The following is a 12,322-nucleotide window of genomic DNA, read 5'->3' on the forward strand; positions in this document are numbered from 1 at the left end:
ACAAATGGTTAAAAATCCGTTGATTTCAGTAATAATCCCTGTTTATAATGTTGAAAATTTTTTGCATGATTGCTTAAATTCTGTAATTTCGCAAACTTATACAAATTTAGAAATTATTTTAGTCGATGACGGAAGCACGGATAAAAGTGGCGAAATTTGCGATGAATTTGCTAAAAATGATACTCGCATAAAAGTGCTTCATCAAAAAAATTCAGGTCAAGCAGTAGCAAGAAATAATGCACTTGATATAATGCAAGGCGAATATTTAAGCTTTGTAGATAGCGATGATATAATCGATGAAAACTATATACAAATTCTTTTTGATTTGATTAAGAAATACAATACAAAAATTTCTATGGCAAATTATAAAGAATTTAGCAAAAACGAGCAAATTCAAAGCTACAAAGCAGAAAATTTACAAAATAATGATGAAAAATTATTAGAGCCAAAAGATATATTTATCGGTAGTTGCATTGGAGAGCCTTATTGCTTAACTGCTGTTTGGCGCTGTCTGTTTCATAGGGATATTTTTGTAAATTTACGATTTCCAGCTGGCGAAATTCACGAAGATGTGGCGATTTGGTTTGAAATTTTTCAAAATTGTAAAAACATAGCAATTAGTAAACAATATATATATTTTTGGCGATTAAATTTGAATTCAACGGTTAGGAAAAAAATCGATGATAAATTTTTTGTAATTATAAAAAATACTGAAAAATTCACGAGCCAGTTTGAAAATAAATACCCAAACTATGCTAAATTTGCAAAATATAAAATGTGTTTTGTATATTTAAATTTAGGTCATAAAATTATAGAAAATAACAGCAAAGAACATTATGATAAGTTACCAAAATATCACGCTTATATTAGGAATAATTTAGACTTAAAACTAGCAATGAAATATTTAAAAATAGGTTTTACAAATAAAATTTTATTTTTATTTTATATTCACCCTAAATTACCAGATTTTTTAGTAAATTTTTATCAAAATTTTATAATGCCGATAAAAAATATAATTCAAAAAGTGATTAAAAAATGAAAAAACTAAGCGTATTTATTTATTCTATGGCTGGTGGTGGGGCTGAGCGGGTTGTGAGCAACCTTTTGCCTGAGCTTTGCAGGGCCTACGAAGTGCATTTGATTTTGATGAACGATAGGATTTTTTATGAAATTCCAAATTCGGTGCAGGTGCATTTCATAGAAAAATCAGCCCCTTTTGAAAACGGCTTAAAAAAGCTAATCAAACTGCCATTTTTAGGGCTAAAATATAAAAATTTATGCAAAAGATTAGACATCGATATTCACTTTGTATGGATGAATCGCCCTTGTTATGTGGCTGGTTTTGCGCGAATTTTTGGAGATAAAAAACCTTTGATAATCAATGAGTGTTCAACGCCAAGTGTGCTTTATAAGGAGCCGAATTTCAAATCGAAAATCAGCAAATTTTTACTTCGCTGGCTCTATCCGAAGGCTGATTTTATCTATCCAAATTCGCTTGGCAATTTGGCCGATTTGCGTGATAATTTTGGTATAAATCCCGCTAAAATGGGTGTTTTATACAATGCGCTAAATTTAGACGAAATCGCGCAAAAAGCCTGTGAGCAGGTAGAACAAAAAAAGCCGTTTTTCCTAAGTGTTGGCAGACTTGATGCTGGAAAAAATCACGAGCTTTTGATTCGTGCTTATGCAAAGCTTAAAAATTGTGATAAAGATTTGCTGATTTTAGGCGATGGCGTGTTGCGTGAGCATTTGCAAAATTTAATAAACGAGCTAAATTTAGCTAGTCGCGTAAAACTGCTCGGTTTTGATAACAATCCTTATAAATATATGTCAAAATGCTATGCTTTCGTTTTCGTTAGCCTTTTTGAGGGCTTTTCAAATGCGCTAATCGAAGCTTTGGCGTGTGGAAAACTCGTCATTTCAAGCGATCATCAAAGTGGTGCAAGAGAGCTTTTGGGTGATGATGAGTGGGGCGTTTTAGTTGGAGTAAATGGCGAAGAGAGCACGATAAAAGCTATGCAAAAAGCGATCGATGAGCCTGAATTTGTAAAAATTTATGAAAAAAAGGCTAAAATAAGAGCCGCTTTTTTTGACAAAAAAAAGATAAGCAAAGATTTAATCTTAAAAATTGAAGAAATCAACAAAGGATATAGGGGTGAATAATAGCGCGCAAAACACGCAAAATGGGGCAAATTTGCCACAACAAAAAGGCGGCGTTTTTAAATTTATTAAAAATTTTGAACTCTCCAAACATTTGTTAATTTTGATTGTTTTAGCTTACGGCGTGAGCGTGATTTTTAGGCTGTATTGGGTGTATTGGGCGAGTGGATACTCTCACATACTTTCATGGAATAATCAAATCATGATCAACACAAACGACGGATATGCGTTTGCTGAGGGAACGAGGGATTATTTGGCTGGATTTCATCAGCAAAATGATTTAAGCTACATTGATTTTCCCCTAGCCAAGCTAACTGCATTATTAGCGCAGATTACGCCATTTTCGCTAGAAAGCCTCTTTTTGTATATGCCAGTCGTTTTTTCATCGCTTATCGTCGTGCCTATTTTGCTCATTTCGGCTGAATTTCGCGCCCTTAGGGCTGGATTTATCGGCGCGCTAGTTGCTTGCGTGGCAAACAGCTACTACAACCGCACAATGGCTGGGTATTATGATACCGATATGCTAAATATCGTCTTGCCGATGTTTATCTTGTGGGCGTTTATCAGGGTTTGCACCAAGGGCGATGCTAGGGCTCTGTTTTTTACAGGCGCATTTGGGATTTTTTATCTGTGGTGGTATCCATCTAGCTTTTCGCTAAATGCGATGATGTTAGGCGCGCTAGTGCTTTACACGCTGATTTTTGCGCGCAAAAATTTGGTGAATTATGAAGCGATAATTATATTTTTGCTAGCGATTTGTATGTTTAATCTATACGCTAAAATTTTGCTTTTTTTAGCGATTTTTTATCTTTTTGCATACAAAAAAGAGATTGTAAATTTTAGAATTTTGCTTGGCGTGGGAATTTTAGTTTTTGCGATTTTTGCGTATTGTGGTGGATTAAATCCGATTATTTTCCAGGCTAAATTTTACATTTTCCGCTCGTTTGCGGACAATCCTGACACGATTTTTCACTTTTTTAATGTCAATCAAACTATCCAAGAAAGCGGTCTTGTGCCAAAAGAGGTCTTCATGCGCCGAATCAGTTCGAGCGTGATTGTCTTCGTGGTGGCGTGCGTAGGGTATGTGGTGCTGTGTTTTAGGCACAAAGAGTTTTTGCTCTCACTGCCACTTTTGCTTTTGGGCTTTGCGGCAAACAAAGCTGGGCTTAGATTTACCATTTATGCTGTGGGCGTAATGGGGCTAAGCTTTGGGTATATTTTGTATTTTTCGGTAAAACGGCTAAATCTGCCAAAATTCGCTGGGCGCATTATCTTGCTAGCCTTAACTATTTTGGCGCTTTATCCAGCGTGGCAACACATCAAAGCATACACCGTCGAGACTGTGTTTTTCAAAAGCGAGGTTGAGGTTTTAGACAAGCTCAAAACTATCGCCGATCGCGAGGATTATGCGCTTGCGTGGTGGGATTATGGCTATGTCATAAGGTATTATTCCGATGTCAAAACCCTAATTGACGGCGGCAAGCACCTAGGAAATGACAACTACCCGGTAAGTTTCGCGCTTTTGGCTGATCAATACAGCTCAGCGCACATGGCGCGCGTAGATGTCGAATACACAGAGCGAAATTTCACCGAGAAATTTCCAAATAAAATAAAGCAAATTTTAGCTGATTACAAACTCGATGATTTCAATGCGTTTTTGCTAAATTTAAGCTTGCCGGATTTCAAAACACCGGCCAAAACTCGCGATATTTATTATGTCTTGCCAGATCGCATGATGAGCATACTCTCGACCGTGTCGCAGTTTTCGAGCATCGACATAACCACAGGCAAAATGAAAAAAGATAAAATTTTCATTGCTAGCGAAAGGTTTTGGCAAGATGAGAGCGGTATAACTATGGATAATGGTATCAAAATCGCAAATAACTTGCTTAGCATAGAGGCTGAGGGCAATAAATTTCCGATAAATACATTTTTCGAAACCAGCCACAACGCTAGTGGCAAACTCGAAGTCAAAGAGATTAAAGTCGATAGTTCGGCGCAATTTTCGATAATTTATATGAAGGATTATGGCAGATTTTTGCTGCTAGACCCTGAAATGCTAAATTCGACCTATATTCAGCTTTTTGTGCTAGAACGCTACAAAAGCGATCTTTTCGAGCCTGTGGTTTTAAGCCCAGCTGTGAAAGTTTATAGATTAAAGAAATAAAATGGCGAAATTTGGTTTCCTTTCACACTCTGATATGAGTATTTATTTTTTTAGAGCGCCCATTATGCGGGAGTTACAGCGTCTTGGTCACGAGGTTTTTGCGATAGCGCCACGCGGAAATTATACGGCGAATTTGGAAAAAGAATTTATTAGCGTAACTTACGATTTAGACAAAGCAAGTCTAAATCCGCTCAAAGTATCGCAAAATACGGCAAATTTGGCTGGAATTTTAAAAAAGCTAAATTTGGATTTTTTGCAAACTTCGGCGCACAAATCAAATGTTTTTGGCACATTTGCTGCCAAAAAGGCCGGAATTTCGCGTGTGTTAAATTTAGTCGAGGGTCTGGGAAGCTTTTATATCGACACAGATCTTAAATCTCGCATGGTCAAATTTAGCATTGAAATGCTCTACAAAAGGGCGTTTTCGCTAAGCAATGGTTGCATTTTTGTCAATGATAGCGACCCAGATTATATGCTCTCTCGCGGACTTATTAGCGAGAATAAAATTTTTCGCATTAAAAGTGTCGGCGTAAATAGCGAAATTTTCGACGAAAACGCTCACGAGCGCGCGAGCTTGCCTGAGATCACAAAGGGTAAAAAAATCGTGCTAATGAGCGGTCGTGCGCTCTGGCATAAAGGAATAGCCGAATTTTACAAAGCCGCTGAAATTTTAAAAGAGCGAAAAGATACTTGTTTTGTCTTCGCGGGCGATGTTTTTGCAGGGAATAAAAGCTCGGCTGATGAGGCATTTTTGCGCTCGGGAAATGTCGTTTGGCTAGGGTGGAGAGATGATGTGGCGGCGCTTTATAAGGCGTGCGATATTTTCGTGCTTCCAAGCTACAAAGAGGGCTTTCCACGCACTGTTTTGGAGGCTATGAGTATGAGTAGACCTTGCGTGGTAAGCGATGTGAGTGGCTGTATCGAGGCTGTGAGCGATGGCGTAAATGGGCTAATCTGCAAGGTTAGAAACGCGAGCGATTTGGCTAGAAAGATTGAAACGCTACTTGATGATGAGAGTTTGGCGCGCAAAATGGGGCAAGCTGGGCGCAAAATGGTGGTCGAAAACTACGATGAGAAAATCATAGCGAAAAAATATATTGAAATTTACAGGAAATTTATCGATGTATAGGGCATTTTTCAAACGATTTTTGGATTTTTTTGGCGCACTTTTTTTGATAATTTTGACTTCGCCACTTATGATTGTAACATATTGTCTAATCCGCAAAAACATAAGCAAAAGCGCGATTTTTACGCAATCCAGGCCGGGGCTTGACGAAAAAATTTTTAAAATTTACAAATTTAAAACTATGAGTGACGAGCGGGACGAGGGCGGCGAACTTTTAAGCGACGAACTACGGTTAAACGAATACGGCAAAAAAATTCGTGCTTTAAGTTTGGACGAACTACCGCAACTTTTCAATGTCCTAAAAGGCGATATGAGTTTTATCGGACCTAGACCTTTGTTGCCCGAATATTTGCCGCTTTACAGCGAAGAGCAAAAACTTCGCCATAGTGTGCGACCGGGCATAACGGGGTTGGCGCAAGTAAATGGACGAAATGCCATTAGCTGGGCGAAAAAATTTGAATTCGACACGCATTACGCTAAAAATTTAAGCTTTTTACTAGATTTAAAAATCGCATTTTTAACCATAAAAAAAGTTATCAAAAAAGACGGCGTTAATAAAGAAGGCATGGCGACAACGGAGAAATTTAATGGAAAAAACTAAAATTTATATTTACGGCGCAAGCGGTCATGGCAAGGTCGTAGCAGATGTCGCAAAAAGCGCAGGTTATAAAGAAATCGTTTTTTTAGACGATAACGGCGAATTAAAATTTAGCCCTGATTTACCGAAATTTCCCGTTATAATCGCAATCGGCGATAATAAAATCAGAGAAAATTTGCAAAAAAAAGTCAGCGAAGCAGGATTTGAGCTAGCCACGCTTATACACGAAACTGCCGTGATTTCGCCATCGGCTAAAATCGGGCGTGGCGTGGTTATCATGCCAAATGTCGTGGTAAATGCAGATGCGATTATCGGCGACGGGGCGATTTTAAATTCAGCGTGTGTAATCGAGCATGATTGCGTAGTGGGCGAGTTTAGCCACATTTGCCCGCGCGTGAGCGTGGCTGGAAATACTAAAATCGGGCGTGGCGTGTGGCTTGGGATTGGCTCGTGCGCGATCCAGGGCATAAATATCGGCGAGTGCTCATACATAGGGGCTGGAAGCGTTATCATCTCAGATATCGCCCCATTTAGCCTAGCTTACGGCAGCCCAGCGAGAATAATTAAAAGAATTTAATAAATTTAATTTCGTATGAAATTAAGTGAAATTTGCTATTTATTATTTCAAAAAATTTCATAGTGATAGCTTGGATAAATTGTGCGACAAGTTTATTGCGGACGAAATGAGATTAAGTAAGCACCAAAGCTTAATGACCGCAAACACTTTCTATCAAAAAGGACAATTTTAAAAATATAAACGAGTGTAAAATTTTGTGAGATTTTAGTTTTCTTTATCGAATTTTTTCGCTATTTTGCAGAGTTCATCGTGGTTTTGTTTGCTTTTGGCGATAATATCATCAATCGCCAAACCTTGCATTATTACGCGATATAAATTCGGTCTAGTTTTTTTCCAATTTCGCAAAGTTTGCACATTTACACCAAGAAACCCTGCAATATCTCGTTTTGTCATTTTTCACCTACTTTTTTTGCGAAAAAGCTTATAAAAAATGTTTTTAAAATCTAACAGCATAATATTTAGCTATTTTTATTTTAAAAAGCATAAATATTAGGTTTTTTTTATTGCGAGTTAGTATAATATGCGAAAATTTATTTAAGGATATAAAGCATGGGTATTTTTAAATGGCTTTTTGATTTTTTCTTTGGCGATTCTGACGAAAAAAAATGTGATGAAAAAAATAGATCATATTATTGCTATCAACATTCAAAACCTGACTATTATAAACCAAAGCATAGCTCTCAATCTCCAAAATCCTATTGTCATGGTTATGAAAAGATTTGTAAAAATGGTAAATTTGGGCTTGTTGATAAAAATGGAAGTAATGTGCTACCTTGTATTTTTGATGAAATAGACGAAATAGACGAAATAATAGACGAAATAGTTGATAATTTTATTTTATTAAAAAATAAAAAAATAGTTGATAATTTTATTTTATTAAAAATAAATAAAAAATTCGGACTTTATGATAAATTGTCTGGAAAAATAGCTTACATTACAAAAGATAATAAGTTATTTGGAGTTAGTAAGCAATGGTCTCATAAGTATTATACAATCTATGATTTGATAAAAATATTGGGTTATGACATAGATAAAAAATATGTAAAATATATAGAACATATTGATGAAAACGGACAAAAAATTTCACATTGCATTATCGACGAAATAAATGAATTTAGTAGTAATTTTTTGCGTATTAAAATCGATAAAAAATTTGGATTTATTGACAAAAAAAATGAAAATAAAATTATTATATATGATGAGTATGATGAGTTGGAAAAATTCAATGATTGTATTATGGTTAAAAAAGGTAATAAAATTGGCTTATTAAATCAAAATGGCAAAGAAATTATTCCTTGTAAATTTGATGAAATTTATACTTTTGCGGAAATTAAAAATTACTTAAAAATAAGTAAAAACAGTAAAATTGGTATTTATGATAAAGACGGAAATGAGATTGTTCCTTGCATATATGATGAGTTGGAAAAATTCAATGATTGTATTATGGTTAAAAAAGGTAATAAAATTGGCTTATTAAATCAAAATGGCAAAGAAATTATTCCTTGTATTTTTGACGAAATAGATGAAATAGACGAAATAGACGAAATAGTTGATAATTTTATTTTATTAAAAATAAATAAAAAATTCGGACTTTATGATAAATTGTCTGGAAAAATAGCTTACATTACAAAAGATAATAAGTTATTTGGAGTTAGTAAGCAATGGTCTCATAAGTATTATACAATCTATGATTTGATAAAAATATTGGGTTATGATATAGATAAAAAATATGTAAAATACATAGAACATATTGATGAAAACGGACAAAAAATTTCACATTGCATTATCGACGAAATAAATGAATTTAGTAGTAATTTTTTGCGTATTAAAATCGATAAAAAATTTGGATTTATTGACAAAAAAAATGAAAATAAAATTATTATATATGATGAGTATGATGAGTTGGAAAAATTCAATGATTGTATTATGGTTAAAAAAGGTAATAAAATTGGCTTATTAAATCAAAATGGCAAAGAAATTATTCCTTGTAAATTTGATGGAATTTATACTTTTGCGGAAATTAAAAATTACTTAAAAATAAGTAAAAACAGTAAAATTGGTATTTATGATAAAGACGGAAATGAGATTATTCCTTGCATATATGATAAAATATCTTACATTGGTGATAAGTGTTTTGCCGCAAAAAGGAACAATTATGCATATCTGATAAATGAAAATAATAAAGCCATACGATGTGATTGCGATGAAATATGTTCTTTATTAAATGATTTTTTATTCAAAACTAGCAAAAATGGGAAATTTGGAATAATTGATAGAAATGGAAATACAATTTGTTATTGGCTTTATGATGACATTATTGCATTACATGATTTTTATATAATTAAAAGGGATAATAAATTGGGTTTAATTGATAAAAATGGCGATAAAATATTTCCTTGTATATATGATGAAATTGATTATAAACCTGAAACAGAAAATTTTTTAATTAAAAAAAATGAAAAATTTGATATTATCGATAAAAATGGAAAAAAAGTAAGACCTATAATAGATAAACACAACGAAAAAAATAATGAAGAAAAGTATGAATTTACATCAGAAGTAATACATAGTGATACATGGGATTAAAGATATTTATTGTTGTGAAAGATATATTTGTAAAGCCTTAGAACGGGTATCCTTGCCTACCAAATTTTTTAAATTTGCAAATTTTATAAAACAGCAAAAATAAAAATCATAAATTTATTTAAAAGTGGTAAAATAACGGCTTTTAAATTTTTAAATTTGCAATTTTTTGGTTGCAAATCGCCTAAAAATTAGGCTAAATTTATAAATTTCATCGAAAGAGAGAAAATGGCAAGAATATTTTTAAGCCCCCCAAATATGGGCGGAAACGAACTAGAATACATAAAAAAAGTTTTTGAAAGCAACTATATCGCGCCACTTGGCGAGTATGTTAATAGATTTGAAAAATCAGTTTGCGATTACACTGGCGCGAAATCAGCCCTCGCGCTAAATGCCGGTTCAGCCGCACTTCATCTAGCATTGCGAACGCTAGGCATAAAAGACGGCGATGTGGTGCTTGGTTCTACTTTTACCTTTATGGCGAGCCTTAATCCGATCTTTTATGAGCGTTGCATACCTGTGCTAATCGACAGCGACGAAAGCTGGAATCTAAGCCCAGAACTTCTAAAAAAAGCAATCAAACTAGCGCCCAAAAAACCAAAAGCCCTAATCCCGACCCACCTTTATGGACAGGCTGCGAAAATGGACGAGATAATGGAGATTTGCGAAAATGAAAATATCGCCGTTATCGAGGACGCAGCCGAGGCACTTGGTGGATTTTACAAAGGCAAAGCCCTTGGCACGATTGGCGCGTGTGGTGCGCTAAGCTTTAATGGCAACAAAATCATCACCACAAGTGGCGGTGGAATGCTAATTTCGGACGACGAAGCCTTAATCGCCAAAGCAAGGTATTACAGCACGCAAGCCAGAGAGCCGCTTTTGCATTATGAGCATTTGGATTATGGCTATAACTACCGATTAAGCAATGTTTTGGGCGCGATTGGCGTGGGACAAATGGAAGTTTTGGAAAAACGCGTCGAGCGAAAAAGAGAAATTTTCGCACTTTATAGTGAGCTTTTAAAAGACTGCGCCGAATTTATGCCAGAAATTCCAAATTCACGCGGAAACAGATGGCTTACAACCTTGGTTTTCAAAGAAAAAAATGCTCACTTACGCGTAATCGACGCACTCAATAAAGCCGATATCGAAAGCCGTCCGCTGTGGAAACCAATGCACTTGCAGCCAGTTTTCAAAGGCGCATTAAGTGTGGTTAATGGCACGAGCGAGGATCTATTTAGTCGCGGAATTTGTCTGCCAAGCGGAAGCGATATGAGCGACGAGCAGGTCGTAAAAGTCGCCGAAATTGTAAAGAAAAGCTTATGATTTTTAGACCGACCAAGCTCAAACGCTTCGCATTTTTTCTGATTTTAGATATTTTAATTTCGATTTTTAGCGTCGCAATCGCTTTTGTGCTTCGTTTCAGTGGCGATATTCCAAACGAATTTTACAAAGGCTTACTACTAAGCGCGACCCTAATTACCGCTATTCGCATTGCGTATTTGTGGTTTATGAAAATTTACCTTGTGCCGTGGCGATTTTTCGGGCTTTATGAAGCGCGCAAAATTTTCTACACGCACATTTTCACAGCTTTGACATTTTTGGCGATTTTCTTTTTAATGGAAAAGATTTTCAATCCCTTCCCGCGCTCTGTGATTGCCATAGACGCGGCGATTTGCTTTATTTTAATCAGTGGCGTAAGAATCTCAAAACGCATGTTTTTACTCCACGAAAAGTCAAATTCTAGCGCCAACGAACCCTGCGTCGTCGTGGGAGCGACTAGCAAAACCGTGCATGTGCTAAAAGGTATGCGCCAACACCACATAAACTACTATCCTGTGGGCGTCGTCGATGGCAGAAAAGAGCTAGTGGGCACATACTGCGAAAATTTCGTCGTGCGCGCAAAAAGCACGATTCCAGAAATGATAAAAGAAAGTGGCGCCAAAACCGCTATCGTGGCACTTTCTCTGCACCCAGAAGATCTCAAAGAGCTCTACGACGAGCTAATCGCGTATGGGCTAAAAGATATCAAGCTATTTTCGCTACTAGAAAACGAGCAGAAAAAAATCCGCGACATTTCGATCGAAGACCTACTTGCGCGCAAACCAAAGGATTTGGATAAAGAGGCGATTAAAAATTTCATCGACGGCAAGGTTGTTTTAGTAACTGGCGCAGGTGGCACGATAGGAAGCGAGATTTGCAAACAATGCTTGAATTTCGGTGCAAAACGGCTGATTATGGTCGAGCATAGCGAATTTAACCTTTATCAAATCAACGAAGCCACGAACGCAGATCCTCGCAACGAATTAAAAATGATAAATATCGTTTATCGCGATGAATTCGATGAAATTTTTGCTGAATTTAAGCCTGATGTCGTGGTGCATGCAGCAGCGTATAAACATGTGCCGCTTTGTGAATTTAACCCGCATTTAGCGGTGAAAAACAATGTCCTTGGCACAAAAAATGTCGTGGATTTATCCAAAAAACATGGCGTTAAAAAGGTCGTTTTAATCTCCACTGACAAGGCTGTGCGCCCTACAAATATCATGGGCACAACAAAGCGAATTTGCGAACTTTATAGCCTAAATTCGAGCGATGAAGCCACTCAAATCGTGGCTGTGAGATTTGGAAATGTGCTAGGAAGTAGCGGAAGCGTAATCCCGAAATTTAAACGCCAAATCGAAGCAAACGAGCCACTTACGGTTACACACCCTGATATTGTAAGGTATTTTATGCTAGTGAGTGAAGCTTGTCAGTTAGTGCTTCAAGCGGCCTCAATCGCCAAAGGTGGGGAACTTTTCGTGCTTGATATGGGCGAACCTGTCAAAATCGCAGACCTTGCCAAACGCATGTTGCAGTTAGCTGGAAAAGAGGAGCTTGGGATTAAATTTGTAGGACTTCGTCCCGGCGAGAAGCTTTACGAAGAGCTTTTGATCAACGAAAACGACAAAAGCACAAAGTATCAATCGATCTTTGTTTCAAGCTTTACAAAATACGATTTAGAAAAGCTAAATTTGCAAATTTCAGAGCTTGTAAATGCGCAAAACTGCGAAGTTGCCGCAAAACTCAAAGAGATTGTGCCGGAATTCGACCATAAATTAAATAAGGATTGAT

The 12,322-nt window shown here is 36.2% G+C and carries 10 protein-coding genes; 9 read left to right on the forward strand and 1 reads right to left on the reverse strand.

Annotated features, from left to right (window positions below):
* The first annotated feature begins 4 nt into the window (after positions 1 to 4).
* The 6 genes from OFN91_RS06185 to OFN91_RS06210 are packed head-to-tail and all read left to right on the forward strand — an operon-like array spanning position 5 to position 6,628.
* Positions 5 to 1,039, forward strand: coding sequence for a glycosyltransferase family 2 protein (locus OFN91_RS06185; protein WP_270873628.1), 1,035 nt, complete (start codon positions 5 to 7; stop codon positions 1,037 to 1,039).
* A complete protein-coding gene (pglJ, locus tag OFN91_RS06190; RefSeq protein ID WP_270873629.1) occupies positions 1,036 to 2,163 on the forward strand; it encodes an N-acetylgalactosamine-N,N'-diacetylbacillosaminyl-diphospho-undecaprenol 4-alpha-N-acetylgalactosaminyltransferase in 1,128 nt (375 codons plus the stop codon). The genes OFN91_RS06185 and pglJ overlap by 4 nt, the downstream gene beginning before the upstream one ends.
* On the forward strand, positions 2,156 to 4,327 hold the full coding sequence (locus OFN91_RS06195) for an STT3 domain-containing protein (protein ID WP_270873630.1): 2,172 nt from the start codon (positions 2,156 to 2,158) through the stop codon (positions 4,325 to 4,327). Before pglJ ends, OFN91_RS06195 begins: the two co-directional genes overlap by 8 nt.
* A gap of 1 nt (position 4,328) precedes the next feature.
* Positions 4,329 to 5,456 carry a glycosyltransferase family 4 protein gene (locus OFN91_RS06200; RefSeq protein WP_270873631.1) on the forward strand — a complete coding sequence of 376 codons (1,128 nt, stop codon included), beginning with the start codon at positions 4,329 to 4,331 and terminating at the stop codon, positions 5,454 to 5,456.
* Complete coding sequence (gene pglC / locus OFN91_RS06205; RefSeq protein WP_270873632.1) at positions 5,449 to 6,054, forward strand: undecaprenyl phosphate N,N'-diacetylbacillosamine 1-phosphate transferase; 606 nt, start codon at positions 5,449 to 5,451, stop codon at positions 6,052 to 6,054. The genes OFN91_RS06200 and pglC overlap by 8 nt, the downstream gene beginning before the upstream one ends.
* Complete coding sequence (locus OFN91_RS06210; protein ID WP_270873633.1) at positions 6,041 to 6,628, forward strand: acetyltransferase; 588 nt, start codon at positions 6,041 to 6,043, stop codon at positions 6,626 to 6,628. Before pglC ends, OFN91_RS06210 begins: the two co-directional genes overlap by 14 nt.
* A 204-nt stretch (positions 6,629 to 6,832) precedes the next feature.
* Here OFN91_RS06210 and OFN91_RS06215 read toward each other — a convergent pair whose 3' ends face one another.
* Positions 6,833 to 7,021 carry a hypothetical protein gene (locus OFN91_RS06215; protein WP_270868060.1) on the reverse strand — a complete coding sequence of 63 codons (189 nt, stop codon included), beginning with the start codon at positions 7,019 to 7,021 and terminating at the stop codon, positions 6,833 to 6,835.
* A gap of 156 nt (positions 7,022 to 7,177) precedes the next feature.
* On the opposite strand from OFN91_RS06215, the gene OFN91_RS06220 reads away from it, so the two are divergent.
* The 3 genes from OFN91_RS06220 (at position 7,178) to OFN91_RS06230 (ending at position 12,321) form a co-directional block, all read left to right on the forward strand.
* Complete coding sequence (locus OFN91_RS06220) at positions 7,178 to 9,214, forward strand: WG repeat-containing protein (RefSeq protein ID WP_270873634.1); 2,037 nt, start codon at positions 7,178 to 7,180, stop codon at positions 9,212 to 9,214.
* 225 nt (positions 9,215 to 9,439) lie between these two features.
* The gene (gene pglE / locus OFN91_RS06225) at positions 9,440 to 10,534 is read left to right on the forward strand and encodes a UDP-N-acetylbacillosamine transaminase (RefSeq protein ID WP_270873635.1); all 1,095 of its coding nucleotides are present in this window, start codon (positions 9,440 to 9,442) and stop codon (positions 10,532 to 10,534) included.
* Positions 10,531 to 12,321 (forward strand): polysaccharide biosynthesis protein, encoded by a 1,791-nt coding sequence (locus OFN91_RS06230; RefSeq protein WP_270873636.1) that lies wholly within the window; start codon positions 10,531 to 10,533, stop codon positions 12,319 to 12,321. The genes pglE and OFN91_RS06230 overlap by 4 nt, the downstream gene beginning before the upstream one ends.
* The last annotated feature ends 1 nt before the right edge of the window (position 12,322 follow it).

The organism is Campylobacter sp. JMF_08 NE1 (assembly GCF_027737875.1).
Classification (GTDB): domain Bacteria; phylum Campylobacterota; class Campylobacteria; order Campylobacterales; family Campylobacteraceae; genus Campylobacter_B.

Bases quoted from the DNA above. Each gene is read 5' to 3' on its own strand.
- OFN91_RS06185 (WP_270873628.1), top strand. From the start codon at position 5: ATGGTTAAAAATCCGTTGATTTCAGTAATAATCCCTGTTTATAATGTT.
- pglJ (WP_270873629.1), top strand. From the start codon at position 1,036: ATGAAAAAACTAAGCGTATTTATTTATTCTATGGCTGGTGGTGGGGCT.
- OFN91_RS06200 (WP_270873631.1), top strand. From the start codon at position 4,329: ATGGCGAAATTTGGTTTCCTTTCACACTCTGATATGAGTATTTATTTT.
- pglC (WP_270873632.1), top strand. From the start codon at position 5,449: ATGTATAGGGCATTTTTCAAACGATTTTTGGATTTTTTTGGCGCACTT.
- OFN91_RS06210 (WP_270873633.1), top strand. From the start codon at position 6,041: ATGGAAAAAACTAAAATTTATATTTACGGCGCAAGCGGTCATGGCAAG.
- OFN91_RS06215 (WP_270868060.1), bottom strand. From the start codon at position 7,021: ATGACAAAACGAGATATTGCAGGGTTTCTTGGTGTAAATGTGCAAACT.
- OFN91_RS06220 (WP_270873634.1), top strand. From the start codon at position 7,178: ATGGGTATTTTTAAATGGCTTTTTGATTTTTTCTTTGGCGATTCTGAC.
- pglE (WP_270873635.1), top strand. From the start codon at position 9,440: ATGGCAAGAATATTTTTAAGCCCCCCAAATATGGGCGGAAACGAACTA.
- OFN91_RS06230 (WP_270873636.1), top strand. From the start codon at position 10,531: ATGATTTTTAGACCGACCAAGCTCAAACGCTTCGCATTTTTTCTGATT.